Here is a 15,821-nt window from a genome sequence, read left to right as displayed (position 1 = left end):
CTTGATTTTACAGGCTGAATCTAGTAGAATAGTTTTGCAATGCAATTCTGTGTTTGCAGGACTGTTGTAACCAAATTCAATCCGATTATAAAGGGAGGATATTCCAATGGCTGAAAAGGCAAAATTTGACCGTTCTAAGCCGCATGTTAACATCGGCACCATCGGTCACGTTGACCACGGCAAGACCACTCTGACCGCCGCTATCACCAAGTATCTGGCACTGAAGGGCGACGCAGACTTCATGGATTATGCCAACATCGATAAGGCTCCCGAGGAGCGCGCTCGTGGTATCACGATCAACTCCGCTCACGTTGAGTATCAGACTGACGCTCGTCACTATGCTCACGTTGACTGCCCGGGCCATGCTGACTACGTTAAGAACATGATCACTGGTGCTGCTCAGATGGACGGCGCTATTCTGGTCGTTGCTGCTACCGATGGTCCCATGCCCCAGACCCGTGAGCACATCCTGCTGGCTCGTCAGGTCGGCGTGCCTTATATCGTTGTCTTCATGAACAAGTGCGATATGGTCGACGACGAGGAGCTGCTGGATCTGGTCGAGATGGAGATCCGCGAGCTGCTGAACGAGTACGACTTCCCCGGCGACGACACCCCGATCATTCGTGGCTCCGCTCTGAAGGCTCTGGAGTCCACCTCCAAGGATCCTGATGCACCCGAGTATGCTTGCATCAAGGAGCTGATGGACGCTGTTGACTCCTACATCCCCAACCCGGATCGTGAGGAGGATAAGCCCTTCCTGATGCCCATCGAGGATGTCATGACCATTTCTGGCCGTGGTACCGTTGCTACCGGCCGTGTTGAGCGTGGTGTTGCCAAGGTTGGCGATGCTATGGAGATCGTCGGCATCAAGCCCGATCGCCTGAGCACCACCATCACCGGCCTGGAGATGTTCCGTAAGTCTCTGGACTTCGCTGAGGCTGGCGATAACATCGGCGCCCTGCTGCGTGGTGTTGATCGTACCCAGATCGAGCGTGGTCAGGTTCTGGCTAAGCCCGGCACTGTCCATCCCCACAAGGTCTTCGAGGCTCAGGTCTACGTTCTGACCAAGGACGAAGGCGGCCGTCACACCCCGTTCTTCTCCAACTATCGTCCTCAGTTCTACTTCCGTACCACTGACGTGACCGGCATCATCACCCTGCCCGAAGGCACCGAGATGTGCATGCCCGGCGATAACGTCATGATGCACGTTGAGCTGCTGACCCCGGTTGCTATGGAAGAGGGTCTGCGTTTCGCTATCCGTGAGGGTGGCCGTACCGTTGGCTCTGGCGTTGTCGGCAAGATCATTGAGTGATCTTGACCCTTCGCGCCTGTCCTAAGGCTAAAGGTTAAACTTTCAAAGAGCGTTCCCATTCCGGAGAGTGGGAACGCTCTTTTTGGCATCTTTGGCTCCTCTGCTGATGCGGCAGGGGAGCCTTTTGTGTTCTGTACAGAAGACTCTTTACAAAAAAGGTTGTTCTGCTATACTGAAGACAGATGAGAAAATAAAAAGATGCTGGAGGGCGCAAGCGATGGCATTTGATTATAAGAAAGAGTACAGGAAATTTTATCTCCCGCCGAAAAAGCCGCAGCTGATTACGATCCCACCCATGAATTTTGCAGCAGTGCAGGGGAGGGGTGACCCCAATGAACCGAATGGCGAATACAAGGCAGCCCCGGAAAAGTGCAAGACGGTGCTGCGTCATCCGATTCGAAAAAAATAATTCCGGTCAAATCCACAAAAGATGTCGCTTTTGGTTGTGAAATGTGCTATACTAAAGTCATCTGTAAAAGCACACATGCAACAGGGAGGAGAATATCATGCAGCACGAAACCGTGATCGTTCTGGATTTCGGCGGCCAGTACAACCAGCTGATTGCCCGCCGCGTCCGCGAAAACAATGTCTACTGTGAAATCTATTCCTACAAGACGGATCTGGCGCTCATCAAGGCGAAGAACCCCAAGGGCATCATCTTTACCGGTGGCCCCAACAGCGTTTATCTGGAGGATTCCCCCACGATCGACCCGGAGATCTTCAACTGGGGCGTGCCTGTTCTGGGCATCTGCTATGGCAGCCAGTTGATGATGCACCTACTGGGTGGTCACGTCTGCCGCGCACCGGAGCGCGAGTACGGCAAGACGGAGGTCTTCGTGGACAATTCCAGCAAGATGTTTGCGGATGTTCAGCCCTCCACGATCTGCTGGATGAGCCACAACGATTATATCGAACAGGCGGCGCCCGGCTTCAAGATCACGGCCCACACGGTCAACTGCCCGGTGGCCGCTGCCGAGAACGCTGAAAAGGGCCTGTATGCCGTCCAGTTCCACCCGGAAGTCCTGCACACTGCCGAGGGCAAGAAAATGCTGCACAATTTCGTGTACAACGTCTGCGGCTGCACCGGCGACTGGAAGATGGACTCCTTCGTGGAGAACAACGTCAAGGCGCTACGTGAGGAGATCGGCGACGGCAAGGTACTGTGCGCCCTGTCCGGCGGCGTGGATTCCTCGGTTCTGGCGGCTATGCTGGCCAAGGCGGTCGGCAAGCAGCTGACCTGTGTGTTCGTGGATCACGGTCTGCTCCGCAAGAACGAGAAGGAAGAGGTCTGCGCGGTCTTTGGCCCCGGCAACCCGAACTTTGACATCAATTTTGTCTGCGTGGACGCCCGCGAGCGCTATTTCAGCAAGCTGGCCGGTGTCACCGAGCCGGAGCGCAAGCGCAAGATCATCGGTGAGGAGTTTATCCGCGTCTTCGAGGAAGAGGCCAAGAAGATCGGCAAGGTGGATTTCCTTGCGCAGGGCACCATCTACCCGGACGTCGTTGAGAGCGGTCTGGGCGGCGAATCCACCGTCATCAAGAGCCACCACAACGTCGGCGGTCTGCCCGATACCGTGGACTTCAAGGAGCTGGTGGAGCCGCTGCGCAACCTGTTCAAGGACGAAGTCCGTCAGGTCGGCCGTGAGCTGGGTCTGCCGGAGTATCTGGTCAGCCGCCAGCCGTTCCCCGGCCCCGGTCTGGGCATCCGCATCATCGGCGAAGTGACCCCTGAAAAGGTTGCCATCGTGCAGGATGCAGACGCCATCTGGCGCGAGGAGATCGCCAAGGCGGGCCTCGATAAGGAAATCAACCAGTATTATGCCGCGCTGACCAATATGCGCAGCGTCGGCGTCATGGGCGACGAGCGCACCTACGACTATGCGGTGGCTCTGCGCGCCGTGACCACCACTGACTTCATGACGGCCGAAAGCTACAATATGCCGTGGGATGTCCTCGGCACCGTCACCAGCCGCATCGTCAATGAGGTCAAGCACGTCAACCGCGTCTTCTATGATTGCACCGGTAAACCGCCGGCCACGATCGAGCTCGAGTAATCTTCAAAACCTGAAAAGTGTTGATGCAATGCAATATTTCGAGAGTCAAAAGGCTCTGTGATACTGCTTTGATACTATCAGGCGATTATTCATAAAGAGAGACATGAGAATGCCCTCTGAGAAACGGTAAGTTTTTCAGAGGGCATTTTTGTGTCTTTTATTCTTTACGCCACTTTTTCTTCGGCTCGTACCGGCCGCAGCCGTCGGCGGTCTGAGGCCAGTTGAGCTTCCATTCCAGATACTCTTCCTTGGTGATCTCACCCTCCCGGAGCTGCTTCTTGCGGAGCTGCCACTCCTTCAGGAAATCATCCAGCAGGCGATACCGGAAGCTGACCGCCATGTGCTTTTCCGGGAGATCCGGGTCGGTGGTGTCTGTGACCTCGTAGAGCCGGGTGCCGGGATAGTGCTCGTCCAGCTCGAACAGAGTGTACATCACATCCTCTGCGGCGTACAGGGTCGGCTCATAGAGGGAACGGTAGTTCACGTCCAGCACCTCCGCAATCTTGCGGAGCAACTCTTCTTTAGGAGTGCGGGTGTTGCTTTCGTATTGTGCGATGCGGATGTCTGCGCTTTTCTCCTCAAACCCGATGGCAATGCCCAGTTCTTTCTGGGTCATACCTCGGAGGTTGCGGGCACGTTTGATGCGGTCACCGACTGCCATGCGATTGCCTCCTGACTTAAACATATTTGTTGAACCCAGTATAGCACAGAAAAACAGGAGGTGCAATAGAAAATAAACAAAAAAGTTTAAGATTTTACCCGAAAACCTCTTGACTTAACGGAATGTGTTTAGTATAATGAGAACACAAAAAGATAAGCAAAAATGCTTAGTAAAATTGAATGACCGCCAAACTGACCCAAACCGCCAAGACCTTCCGAAAGGAAGCGAGCGCTCCGTAAGGGGACGGCACAGCACCGCAAAGGGGATATGCCTGCCGGAAGTCAGCGAGGATGAAGCGGCACCGAAACGAAACCGACAAGGAAAGGACAAAAAATGGCAAACAGCATTTTTATCAAGGCAGACGAGCTGGCAAAGGAACTGGACATCTCCCAGGGGCTGGCGTACAAGATGATCGCCCAGTGGAACGAGGAACTGAAGGCCAAAGGCTATACGACCGTAGGAGGTCGGGTGAGCAGGAGGTACTATCAGGAGAAGATCTACGGGGCAGGAGAGGAGTGATGGGATGCCAGCCTACAAGGACAGCAGGCAGGGCACATGGTACGCTTCCTTCTACTTCGAAAACTGGCAAGGTGTGAAGCAGAAGAAGCTGAAACGGGGGTTTGCCACCAAGAAGGACGCTCTGGCGTGGGAGCGGGAGTTCCTTCTTCAGCAGGCAGCAGACCTGACTATGACCTTTGAAGCCTTTGTGGAAATTTATATCACGGACAAGAAAAAGCGACTCCGGGAAAACACCTGGTCTACCAAAGAGCACATCATCCGAACGAAAATCTTACCGTATTTCAAAGAAAAACGGCTCAGCGAGATAAAGCCACGGGATGTGATCGCATGGCAGAACGAGATGCTGAACTACCGGGACAAAAACGGCAAGGCCTACTCGCCGACCTACCTCAAGACGCTCCATGGACAGCTCAGTGCCATTCTGAACCACGCCGTCCGGTTCTATGGGCTGAAATCAAATGCAGCAGCCACAGCCGGGTGCATGGGGTCAGAAAAGCACAAGGAGATGCTCTTCTGGACGAAGGAGGAGTACCTCAAATTCGCAGAAGTCATGATGGACAAGCCGCAATCCTATTACGCTTTTGAGGTCCTCTACTGGTGTGGCATCCGGGAGGGCGAATTGCTGGCTCTGACCCCGGCAGACTTCGACTTGGACAAGGGGCTGCTCTCCATCACCAAATCCTATCAAAGGCTGAAAGGCCGGGATGTGATCACCGACCCGAAAACACCCAAGAGCGTCCGGGTCATCCAGATGCCGCAGTTTCTGACGGACGAGATCAGAGACTATCTGAAATCCCTCTACAAAGTCCAGCCAGACCAGCGGATCTTTGAGGTGACCAAGAGCTACCTGCACCACGAGATGGACAGGGGAGCCAAGGAAGCCGGGGTGAAGCGCATCCGAATCCACGACCTGCGGCACTCCCATGTATCGCTGCTGATCGAGATGGGCTTCTCGGCGCTGGCAATCGCAGACCGGGTGGGGCATGAGAGCGTGGACATCACCTATAAGTACGCCCATCTCTTCCCCTCAAAGCAGCAGGAGATGGCGCAGAAGCTGAACATGGAACGAAAGGAGGGATGAAAATGGAACGAGTGCTCGACCAGCAAGGACGCTGGCGGAACAAGGTGGTAGCCTTCCGAATGTCCCCGGAAGAGGACGAGGTTCTGGAAGCCAAAGTAAAGCTCTCCGGGCTGACCAAACAGGAGTATATCATCCGCCGCTTGACCGACCGGGAGATCACCGTGGTAGGCAACCCAAGGGTCTACAAAGCCCTGCGAGACCAGATGAAGCTGATCTATCAGGAATTGCAGCGGCTGGCCGTGGATGAAGAAGTCCCACCGGACTTGCTGGAGACCTTGCAAATGGTGGCTCTGACGTTGAACGGACTTAAGGAGGAATGCGAATGACGGACAATAGAAAAACGACCGTACCGGGTGCATCTGTTGGCGCAGATGCGGTACAGTCGTCCTCAAAAATCAACACCAATATTATAACAAATTCGGGCAAGCAAATCAATCTGCAAGCCGCGAAAAAGTCAAACAATTTCGGGCTGAACACGGTATCAATGACCGAACTGTACGACACGGTGTATCCACCCCGGAAGCCCATCGTGAACGACTTGCTGTACAGTGGCACCTACCTCTTCGTAGGTGCGCCCAAGGTGGGCAAGTCCTTCTTCATGGGGCAGCTCGCCTACCATGTGGCGATGGGGCTTCCGTTGTGGGAGTACGAGGTGCATCAAGGCACCGTCCTCTATCTGGCGTTGGAGGATGATTACGCCCGGCTGCAGCGGCGGCTCTCCCGGATGTTCGGGGTAGAGGAGACCAGCAATCTCTACTTCGCAACGCAAGCTAAGTCCGTGAGCGAGGGACTTGACCAGCAGTTGGAAGGATTCATCCGGGAGCACCCGGATGTACGGCTCATCATCATCGACACCCTGCAGAAGGTGCGGGAGATCGGCGGTGACCGATACAGCTACGCCAGCGACTACGAGATCGTGACCAAACTGAAAGCCTTCAGCGACAGGTATGGCATCTGCCTGCTGGTGGTTCACCACACCCGGAAGATGGAAGCCGAGGATAGCTTCGACATGATCTCCGGCACCAATGGCCTGCTGGGTGCAGCGGATGGAGCATTCATCATGCAGAAGAAGCGGCGCACGGACAATACCGCCCTGCTGGACATCGTGGGGCGTGATCAGCCAGATCAGGAGCTGACGTTGGAGTTCAACCGGGAACGCTGCGTGTGGGAGTTCCAAGGAGCCGAAACGGAACTCTGGAAGCTGCCGCCCGACCCGCTTCTGGAAGCGGTGGCAAAGATGCTCAGCCCGGAACAGCCAGAGTGGAGCGGTACGCCCACGGAGCTGCTGGAACGTCTGCCGGGTGTGAGCATACAGGCAAACATCCTGACCCGGAAGCTGAACGTGAGTGCCGACAGGCTCTACAACGATTATGGAATTCGGTACGAAAGCAGGCGCACCCATGAGGGCAGAGAGGTCAAATTGACGCTGGAAAATTCTGGGGCGTGACGATTCGTGACGGTTGTGACGGTATTTTTGCTACTATATAAAATATCGTCACAATCGACACAACCGACACGGGATGGTGATAATGATGAAAAATGTGCAAATTTCGCAGGAACTTTTCGTCGCCTTGCTGCATTATCATTTGAGCGGCGAAAATGAGTACGAAGAAGTTATTGAACAGGGTTTGGAGCAAAAACTGGATGCGATGCTGCGGCATGAGCTGTATGCCCAGTACAAGACGGCGCCCACCGAGGAACAACGGGAGCAGGCTCGGCAGGAGTATCTGGACAGACGAGGCGTGCCAGAAAGCTTCCGCTGGTGAGTCCCTCTATTGGTAGAGGACAGGAGCGTGTCACGCTCCTGTGAATGCAATCACGCAGGAAGGTGGTGTTGGACCGGGCAGCGGCGAGGTACAGCGAAACCCAGTCCGCAGACGGAAGCCCCCGGCAGGGCGCAAAGGCATCTTTTGATGGACGGAACGTCTGTCAAAAGTGCTTTTGCGTTACTTTCGACGAAAGTAACAAAGCCATTGCCGTGTCCGGCACCAGTTACTTCCACAGAGAAAGGACGTGCGATTGAAAAGAACCATTTCCGCAATGCGGGGTCCCGGCTCCCTCAACCATAACCGGAGAAGTTTCACCGCTGAAAACGTAGACCCGAAGCGCAGCAGCCTGAATGTCGTGTACCGGGATGAGCCGATTCAGAAGGTGTACCACGAACTGTTTGACGAGGCAGTGAAGCGTTACAATGCCAAGCAGAAGCGCAAGGACCGCTGTATCACCGACTACTATGAGCACCTGCGGACAGGCAAGCAGGAAAAGCTTTTCCATGAGCTGATCGTCCAGATCGGCAACAAAGATGATATGGGTGTCTTGACCGAGAATGGCGCACTGGCAAAGGAACTGCTGGACGAGTATATGCAGGGCTTCCAAGAGCGGAACCCGACACTGCGGGTGTTCGGGGCTTTCCTCCACATGGACGAAGCCACGCCCCATCTGCACATCGACTTCGTGCCGTATGTGTCCGGTTGGAAAGGCAAAGGACTGGACACCAAGGTCTCCCTGAAGCAGGCTCTGAAGGCCTTGGGCTTTGCAGGCGGCTCCAAGAGAGAATCCGAGCTGAACCAGTGGATCAACGCCGAGAAAGAGCAGCTTGCTGCCGTGATGGAGCGGCACGGCATCGAGTGGGAACAGAAAGGCACCCACGAAGAGCACCTGTCTGTGCTGGACTTCAAGAAGCGGGAGCGTAGTAAAGAGGTGGTGGCTCTGGAAGCTGCCAAGCAGGAGTGCCAGACCGACCTGACCGAGATGCAGGAACAGCTGGAAACAGCGCAGACAGCCGTAGAAGCCGCTGAACAGCGGGTACAGAAAGCAGAGTTGACCTACCAGAAGCAGAGCCAGAAGCTGAACAAGCTGGCTCCCATCATGGAGGGGCTGGAAAACCTGTCAGCGCAGTACTCCCAGCGGCCGGAGGAATGGGTGCCAGAAGCAGCCACGTTTGAGACCGCCAAGAGTTACCGGGAGAAAAAGGCCATGCCGCTGATCCAGAAGTTGGTGAAGGTACTTTTTGCCCTCCATCGGAAGTACTGGGAGGTTAAGAACGAGAGGGATAAGTATCTGCACTTCTATCAGGACGAGAAGAAGGCTACCCGCCATTTGAGCCAGCAGCTGGAACAGGTAAAAGCTGAGAATTCGCAGCTCTATGCGATGAAACGTGATTTCAGGCGAGTATGGAACTATTTCGGTGCCGAAAAGATGCAGCAGGTCATTGGGTTTATGAGGGAGCAGGAGCAGACCACAGATAGGAGCCAGAAGAAGAACAGGCAGAACAGCATAGAGCTGTAAGCATAGCAGACCCCCGCCAGCGGATGTTGGCGGGGGTCTGTACATATAAGTGATATTTTACTCAAAAAGCTCCGGGGCAATATCCGTCAGAGCAAATCCGGGAATGTCCTTCTCGTCTTTGTAGGTGCCATCTTCAGCCAGAAACTCGACCTTTGCAAAGTCCGCAACTGGAATCTCAGATTCACAGACATACCAGTTCAGGTAGTCATTAGCAGTTTGTTTGAGGGTTGAGGCAACGCTGCGGTCAGCGTTGTACTTGTCGCAGAAAGTGCGCCAAGGCAGATATCGCCAGATTTTACCATTGGTCTTGATGGTAATGCGGCACATGATTTTGTCGTTGGACAGACCGGTGTTTTTTGCACCGGCATGGTCATTGGCAGTCAGCCAGACGACAGGATGATAGTTTTCATATTTGTCAACGGATTTATAACCAATTTTCTGCCCATTAAAAAAGAGTGGTTCGTCATGGAGCGTGGCGTTGTCATATTTCAGATTGGAAGGTGTCAGAAGCAGTTTCCCAGTTGCAAGAATCATCCGATACTTGATGAGGCTGGTGTAATGATACAGATTTTCGGGCAGTTTGGTCTTTTTCGCTTTCATTGGCTTTCCTCTCAGTTCACAGGTGTTTGACGATACGAAACTCCGTCCGAGATACAGACAGTGGACAAGATTGAAAAAAGTGTACACTATCTCGCCGAAAAATGCAATAGAAATTTTTATCGGCTTGCAATCACGGAAAAGCTGTGGTACGCTTTACTAGGATAGTATAAAGGGAAAGTATATCCTTTTTGGGAAAAACACCATGGTGTACCAATAGTGGTACATTTACTATGTTAAAATGAAAGAAAACAATGCGGAAATTCGCATTTGATGGAGGAAATAAAAATGGTAGACACCAAAAAAGAACAGGAACGCGAAGAACTGCACCGTGCAATCTGGGCGATAGCGGATGATCTGCGCGGCGCAGTGGACGGATGGGATTTCAAGAGCTACGTTCTCGGTACGATGTTCTACCGTTATATTTCGGAGAACATTGCCAGCTACATCAATCAGGGCGAAATTGATGCAGGCAACCCGGACTTCCGCTATGAGGATATGCCTGATGCAGAGGCAGAGCAGGCACGGGAAGGGCTGGTACAGGAAAAAGGGTTCTTCATCCTGCCCAGTGAGTTGTTCTGCAATGTACGGGCAAAAGCGGCCAGCGATGAAAACCTCAATGAAACGTTGGAAACGGTGTTCCGGCACATTGAGGAATCCGCAAAGGGCAGCTCCTCTGAGGGACAGTTTGCAGGGCTGTTTGATGATTACGATGTGAACAGCAACAAGCTGGGCGCGACCGTTGCCAAACGCAATGAAAAGCTCGTGAAGCTGCTGAACGGCGTAGCAGATATGAACCTTGGAGATGTGAAAGAGCATGACATTGATGCTTTTGGCGATGCCTACGAATACCTGATGACCATGTACGCCAGCAATGCGGGCAAGTCCGGCGGCGAGTTCTTTACGCCTGCCGATGTTTCGGAGTTGCTGACCCGGCTGGGTACGGTAGGCAAGAAGGAAATCAACAAGGTATATGACCCGGCCTGCGGCTCTGGTTCGTTGCTACTGAAGGCAGAAAAGGTGCTGGGACGGGACGCTGTGCGCAATGGCTTCTTTGGGCAAGAAATCAACATCACAACGTATAACCTGTGCCGTATCAATATGTTCCTGCACGACATTGAGTTTGACAAATTCGACATTGTCTGTGAGGATACGCTGACAAATCCGCAGCACTGGGATGATGAACCCTTTGAGCTGATCGTATCGAATCCGCCGTACTCCATCAAGTGGGCCGGTGACGAGAATCCGCTGCTCATCAATGACCCGCGTTTTGCTCCGGCTGGTGTGCTGGCTCCGAAGAGCAAAGCGGACTTAGCGTTTATCATGCACTCGCTGGCATGGCTGGCTTCCAACGGTACGGCTGCAATCGTCTGCTTTCCCGGCATCATGTACCGTGGCGGCGCAGAGCAGAAGATCCGCAAGTATCTGGTGGACAACAACTTCATTGACTGCATCATCCAGTTGCCGAGCAATCTGTTCTTCGGCACCAGTATTGCCACCTGCATCATGGTGCTGAAAAAGGGTAAAACGGATAATAAAGTGCTGTTCATTGACGCTTCTTCCGAGTGTGTCAAGGTGACGAACAACAACAAGCTCACGCCGGAAAACATCAATAAGATCGTGGACACCTTTGCACAGCGGGCAGAAGAAGCGCACTTCTCCCATCTGGCGGAGTATTCCGAGGTGCAGGAAAATGACTACAATCTGTCCGTTTCCACTTATGTGGAAGCCAAGGACACCCGCGAGAAGATCGACATTGTGAAGCTGAACGCTGAAATTGCGCAAATCGCAGCACGAGAAAACGAACTGCGGGCTGCTATTGACCAGATCGTGGCAGAAATCGAGGGCTGAGATGGAAAACAAAAAGAATGATTCTGCGTTGGTACGTTCTTCTGCGGCGGAATATTTGACCTTTGTTGCCTCCACGGGGGAGGATAAGGACAGCATCGAGATGCGCTACGAGGATGAAAACATCTGGCTGACGCAAAAGATGATGGCGACCCTTTACGATGTGTCTGTCGCAGCGATAAACCAGCACCTGAAAAAGATTTTTGAGGATGGGGAATTGCAGGAAGAAGCAGTTATTAAGAAATACTTAATAACTGCCACGGACGGAAAAAAGTACAACACGAACCACTATAACTTACAGGCAATTATTGCGGTCGGCTTCAAGGTGAACAACCAGCGGGCGGTGCGGTTCCGTGTCTGGGCGAACCAGATCGTGGAGCAGTATACCATCAAGGGTTGGGCTATGGATGAGGAACGCCTGAAAAACGGTGGCACAGTCCTGACCAAGAAATACTTTGAAGAGCAGTTGGAGCGTATCCGGGAAATTCGCATTTCGGAGCGCAACTTCTACCAGAAACTCACTGATATTTACGCTACTTCGCTGGATTATGACCGCAACGCGCTGACCACAAAAGAGTTCTTTGCAAAGGTGCAGAATAAGATGCACTATGCCGTGCATCGCCATACGGCGGCAGAGCTGATCTATGAGCGTGCCGATGCCGAAAAGCCGCACATGGGGCTTCACACATGGAAGGACGCTCCCAACGGCAAAATTAAAAAGAGCGATGTTTCGGTGGCGAAAAACTATCTGACCGAAGATGAAATGAAGTCCATGGAGCTGATTGTTTCGGCATACCTTGACCTTGCCGAGAACCGTGCCCGCCGTCATATCCCCATGACCATGGAGGACTGGGCCAAGCGGCTGGACATCTATTTGCAGGCAGATGATCTGGAAGTGTTGAGGGATGCAGGCAAAATCTCGGCGCAGCTTGCAAAAATGCACGCCGAAACGGAGTTTGAAAAGTACCGTGTGGTGCAGGATCGGCTGTACCAGAGCGATTTTGACAGGTATTTGGAGGAAAACCTAGAGTAAAGATGAGCCTTGAGATTTGGAGTTTCGTAGTGGATGTGCTCTCATAGATTGCAACAGTTGTATTGACAGTTGCAATCTATTGGCTACAGCGCTCACATGAAAAAGAACGTGAGCAAATGGAAGTGGAGGCGCAGAAAAAAGCTGTTGCTGAAGCGGCAAGAGTTTTTCTGATTGATAATGAAGATGAAATAGAATACTTGCCGTTGTCAGCGATTGCAAAAAGCCTGAATCTCAAAAGAAAGCATCATAGAGTGATAACGACTAAGTTTTTAAGATGTAGTGAGGAAGTCCAAAAGGAAATTCTGAAGCAAGCCAATTTTCAGCCAATAGAGGTTTCTAAAGAACAGGTGAGTGCTGCATTAAAACGACTAAAAGATGATATTAAGGCGTGCGGTTTTGGACAAGATACTTTATATGATGGGGCTAAATACTTTTATCGAGCGATGGAGCGTTATTCGGATGAAAAAATTGAAACCGTAAACCCGTACATATTTGAGGACATAAGGCGAACACACTTTTATCAAGGTGATTCACTCCAATTATTAAAAGACACGAGCTATAACGGAACGCTATACGGATATATGTATGATTACCTTCACTCCGCAGATTTGGGAAAATCCAAATGGCTACTGCAGCCACCAATTGATATGGTTTGGTTGCAATGTGATTTAGCTGGATGCCCAGAAGAAATAATGACATACTGGACGATGCGAATCGTTATTGACTGTTGCCGGGTATTTGCTAAATCAGAAGAAGATATTATTTTCGATGAAGATTTGATCGAAACACAGGAAGATATGTATTATTATGCGGTGATGGCACTGTACAGTACCTATATTGCAAAGAAAGAAGAGGGTGCGGATGAGTAAGCTAGATGAACTGCTCCGGGAGCTTTGTCCGGATGGCGTTGAGTATAAAAGATTCGATGAAGTTTGCACATTAAATGCTCGAATTGGCTGGCAACGGCTAACGAAAGCAGAGTATATGAGCAAAGGCGACTACTTGCTTATAACAGGAACTGACTTTACTGAAACACATGAAATTGATTATAGTACCTGTGTATATGTGACGGAAGAACGATACAAGCAAGACCTGAAAATTCAATTGAAAAATGGAGATATCCTAATAACCAAAGATGGAACTCTTGGTAAAGTAGCGCAAGTAAAGGGGCTTGAAATGCCAGCTACATTAAATGGTGGAGTCTTTGTTGTTCGCTGTAAAGATGGTTCGTTAGAGAATCGGTTCATTCTGCACTATCTGTTGTCTAATCATTTTCAAAGTGTTGTTGAGCAACAGAAAACAGGTTCGACAATTAGTCACTTAACACAAACACTTTTTTCAAGGCTAATGATACCAATTCCACCACTAGAAATTCAGCGTGAAATTGTTCGCATTTTGGACAATTTCACAAATCTTACATCGGAACTTACATCGGAACTTACTGCTAGAGGCATACAGTATAGTTACTATAGAAATAAGCTGTTGACATTTCACGCTAACACAAAAATTGTGCAACTGGCAGATATAGCGGACATTGGGACGGGAAGTAGTAATACAAACGAGGCGGTGGAAGATGGCAAATATCCGTTTTTTGTTCGCTCTCAGGAGCCGTTGCGAAAGAATGATTATGAGTATGATGAAACAGCCATTATAACGGCGGGTGATGGTGTGGGCGTCGGAAAGGTATATCATTATATTGAAGGAAAATATGCGCTGCATCAGCGGGCATACCGCATTCACATCAATACGCCAGAAGTTATGTCTAAATATTATTTCCATTACATGAAAGCAAAATTCCTGCCGTATATCCAGAAAACGATGTTCCAAGGTTCGGTTGCGTCTATTCGTAGACCTATGCTGAATGCTTTCCCTGTGCCCGTTCCGCCCCTTGATGTCCAAAAACGCATTGTGAATGTACTGGACAACTTTGAGAAGATTTGCTCCGACCTCAATATTGGCCTGCCTGCTGAGATTGAAGCCCGGCAGAAGCAGTACGAGTATTACCGAGATAAGCTCTTGACATTTGCAGAAACTGGTAACACAATTTTGAGCAGAGCAGAGCAGAGCAGAGCAGAGCAGAGCAGAGCAGAGCAGAGCAGAGCAGAGCAGAGCAGAGCAGAGCAGAGCACTGATTAAGCTCTTGCAGTATGTGTTTGGCTATGTGAGAATCTCTTTAGGTGATATTGGCTCTATCTGTATGTGTAAGCGTATTTTGAAGAGCCAGACAAATACGGTGAGCGGTGTTCCGTTCTATAAAATTGGAACCTTTGGAAAAGAAGCTGATGCCTATATTTCACAGGAAACATTTGACGAATATCGGTCGAAGTATAATTTTCCGAAAAAAGGCGATGTGCTGATTTCTGCGGCGGGAACGATTGGCAGAACAGTTGTTTATGATGGGAAGCCTGCATACTTCCAAGATTCTAACATCGTTTGGATTGATAATGATGAAAGTATTGTTTTGAATAGCTATCTTCGCTACTGCTATGAACTGAAACCGTGGAAAGCATCTGAGGGCGGAACGATTCCGAGATTGTACAACGACAATATAGCAAAGGCTGTAATTGCAGTACCGTCTATTGAGGAACAGAAGCGAATTGTTTCTATTCTTGACCGCTTTGATGCAATCTGTAATGACTTGACAAGTGGCCTGCCCGCAGAGATTGAAGCAAGACAAAAGCAGTATGAATATTATCGAGATAAATTGTTGACGTTTAAGGAGGTGGCTGCAACGTGAGTGCAGCAAAAAAAGCTGGTGTAATTTATATCCTGACAAATCCCTCTTTCCCGGATTATGTAAAAATTGGCTATGCGACCAATATCGAGAATCGACTGAAACAGTTAAATCGAAGCGAGTGCATCCCATTTGCGTTTCGGGTATATGCTACTTACGATGTTTCAACTCCGCTACAAGATAAAGAACTGCATAGCCTGATCGACCGTTTGAATCCTGATTTGCGCGCTATTGATACGTTCGATGGCAAGACAAGAACAAAAGAGTTTTATGCAATGACAAAAGAGGATGCTTATGCGCTTTTGGAGAGCATTGCAAAATTAAGCGGCACAATGGACAAACTGCAGCGCCTTACCCCGGAAGGCCATGAGATTGCAGACGAAGAAGTTGCGGCTGAAATTCAGGAAGAAGCAAAAGAACGCAAAGCCCCGTTCTCATTTATTAAATGCGGTATTCCGATGGGGGCAGAGATCGTGCTGCAAAATCATCCTGAGGTTGTAGCCGTTGTAAAAGATGATCGGCAAATTGAGTATCAGGGTAAAACCTACTCGCTTTCTGCGTTGGCTCAAAAAATCATGCAGACGACCTATCCGCTACAAGGGCCGGTGCATTGGCTTTATCAGGGAAGAAAACTGCGAGATATTCGAGTGGAACGAGAAGAAGCAGGTTTGTATGAGTAAAAGGCGGGTGTGAA

Annotated in this window: 16 protein-coding genes and 1 pseudogene; 15 read left to right on the top strand and 2 right to left on the bottom strand. The window is 50.8% G+C overall.

Annotated elements, in window-relative coordinates; translation table 11 throughout:
- The first annotated feature begins 106 nt into the window (after nucleotides 1-106).
- The 3 genes and pseudogenes from tuf to guaA all read left to right on the top strand — a co-directional run bounded on the left by tuf (nucleotide 107) and on the right by guaA (nucleotide 3,366).
- Complete coding sequence (gene tuf / locus C4N23_RS01100) at nucleotides 107-1,312, top strand: elongation factor Tu (RefSeq protein ID WP_055188460.1); 1,206 nt, start codon at nucleotides 107-109, stop codon at nucleotides 1,310-1,312.
- Between the two features lie 217 nt (nucleotides 1,313-1,529).
- Nucleotides 1,530-1,673, top strand: a pseudogene (locus C4N23_RS01095) (GyrI-like domain-containing protein); the annotation flags it as partial.
- Between the two features lie 145 nt (nucleotides 1,674-1,818).
- Entirely contained in the window at nucleotides 1,819-3,366 is a 1,548-nt protein-coding gene (guaA, locus tag C4N23_RS01090; protein ID WP_055188456.1) for a glutamine-hydrolyzing GMP synthase, read from the top strand.
- 157 nt (nucleotides 3,367-3,523) lie between these two features.
- On the opposite strand, the gene C4N23_RS01085 is transcribed toward guaA, so the two are convergent.
- Nucleotides 3,524-4,027 (bottom strand): helix-turn-helix domain-containing protein, encoded by a 504-nt coding sequence (locus C4N23_RS01085; RefSeq protein WP_097774840.1) that lies wholly within the window; start codon nucleotides 4,025-4,027, stop codon nucleotides 3,524-3,526.
- 333 nt (nucleotides 4,028-4,360) lie between these two features.
- Between C4N23_RS01085 and C4N23_RS01080 the strand changes: the two genes are divergently transcribed.
- The 6 genes from C4N23_RS01080 (at nucleotide 4,361) to C4N23_RS01055 (ending at nucleotide 8,915) form a co-directional block, all read left to right on the top strand.
- A complete protein-coding gene (locus C4N23_RS01080; RefSeq protein ID WP_055184318.1) occupies nucleotides 4,361-4,546 on the top strand; it encodes a hypothetical protein in 186 nt (61 codons plus the stop codon).
- Nucleotides 4,547-4,550: 4 nt separating this feature from the next.
- Nucleotides 4,551-5,627: a site-specific integrase gene (locus tag C4N23_RS01075; protein ID WP_112143455.1), complete on the top strand. Its 1,077-nt coding sequence runs from the start codon at nucleotides 4,551-4,553 to the stop codon at nucleotides 5,625-5,627.
- Complete coding sequence (locus C4N23_RS01070) at nucleotides 5,624-5,953, top strand: plasmid mobilization protein (protein ID WP_015538530.1); 330 nt, start codon at nucleotides 5,624-5,626, stop codon at nucleotides 5,951-5,953. The genes C4N23_RS01075 and C4N23_RS01070 overlap by 4 nt, the downstream gene beginning before the upstream one ends.
- Nucleotides 5,950-7,074, top strand: a complete 1,125-nt coding sequence (locus tag C4N23_RS01065; RefSeq protein WP_112143453.1) for an AAA family ATPase — start codon at nucleotides 5,950-5,952, stop codon at nucleotides 7,072-7,074. The genes C4N23_RS01070 and C4N23_RS01065 overlap by 4 nt, the downstream gene beginning before the upstream one ends.
- An 85-nt stretch (nucleotides 7,075-7,159) precedes the next feature.
- Nucleotides 7,160-7,393, top strand: a complete 234-nt coding sequence (locus C4N23_RS01060) for a complexin-2 (RefSeq protein WP_097778380.1) — start codon at nucleotides 7,160-7,162, stop codon at nucleotides 7,391-7,393.
- A 253-nt stretch (nucleotides 7,394-7,646) separates the two neighbouring features.
- Complete coding sequence (locus C4N23_RS01055; protein ID WP_242959338.1) at nucleotides 7,647-8,915, top strand: plasmid recombination protein; 1,269 nt, start codon at nucleotides 7,647-7,649, stop codon at nucleotides 8,913-8,915.
- 57 nt (nucleotides 8,916-8,972) lie between these two features.
- Here C4N23_RS01055 and C4N23_RS01050 read toward each other — a convergent pair whose 3' ends face one another.
- Complete coding sequence (locus C4N23_RS01050; protein WP_097777957.1) at nucleotides 8,973-9,515, bottom strand: hypothetical protein; 543 nt, start codon at nucleotides 9,513-9,515, stop codon at nucleotides 8,973-8,975.
- Between the two features lie 285 nt (nucleotides 9,516-9,800).
- On the opposite strand from C4N23_RS01050, the gene C4N23_RS01045 reads away from it, so the two are divergent.
- The 6 genes from C4N23_RS01045 (at nucleotide 9,801) to C4N23_RS01020 (ending at nucleotide 15,807) form a co-directional block, all read left to right on the top strand.
- A complete protein-coding gene (locus C4N23_RS01045) occupies nucleotides 9,801-11,363 on the top strand; it encodes a type I restriction-modification system subunit M (RefSeq protein WP_112143451.1) in 1,563 nt (520 codons plus the stop codon).
- 1 nt (nucleotide 11,364) lies between these two features.
- Entirely contained in the window at nucleotides 11,365-12,393 is a 1,029-nt protein-coding gene (locus tag C4N23_RS01040) for a virulence RhuM family protein (RefSeq protein WP_112143449.1), read from the top strand.
- A 62-nt stretch (nucleotides 12,394-12,455) separates the two neighbouring features.
- Nucleotides 12,456-13,262 (top strand): hypothetical protein, encoded by an 807-nt coding sequence (locus C4N23_RS01035; RefSeq protein WP_181567050.1) that lies wholly within the window; start codon nucleotides 12,456-12,458, stop codon nucleotides 13,260-13,262.
- On the top strand, nucleotides 13,255-14,529 hold the full coding sequence (locus C4N23_RS01030; protein ID WP_112143445.1) for a restriction endonuclease subunit S: 1,275 nt from the start codon (nucleotides 13,255-13,257) through the stop codon (nucleotides 14,527-14,529). Before C4N23_RS01035 ends, C4N23_RS01030 begins: the two co-directional genes overlap by 8 nt.
- Before the next feature lie 13 nt (nucleotides 14,530-14,542).
- Complete coding sequence (locus C4N23_RS01025) at nucleotides 14,543-15,130, top strand: restriction endonuclease subunit S (protein ID WP_242983691.1); 588 nt, start codon at nucleotides 14,543-14,545, stop codon at nucleotides 15,128-15,130.
- Complete coding sequence (locus tag C4N23_RS01020; RefSeq protein ID WP_112143441.1) at nucleotides 15,127-15,807, top strand: GIY-YIG nuclease family protein; 681 nt, start codon at nucleotides 15,127-15,129, stop codon at nucleotides 15,805-15,807. Before C4N23_RS01025 ends, C4N23_RS01020 begins: the two co-directional genes overlap by 4 nt.
- The last annotated feature ends 14 nt before the right edge of the window (nucleotides 15,808-15,821 follow it).

Origin of the sequence: Faecalibacterium hattorii (assembly GCF_003287455.1) — a bacterium.
Classification (GTDB): domain Bacteria; phylum Bacillota; class Clostridia; order Oscillospirales; family Ruminococcaceae; genus Faecalibacterium; species Faecalibacterium hattorii.
Note: the sequence above shows the minus strand (reverse complement) of the source record. Positions and strands in the feature narration are given on the sequence as shown.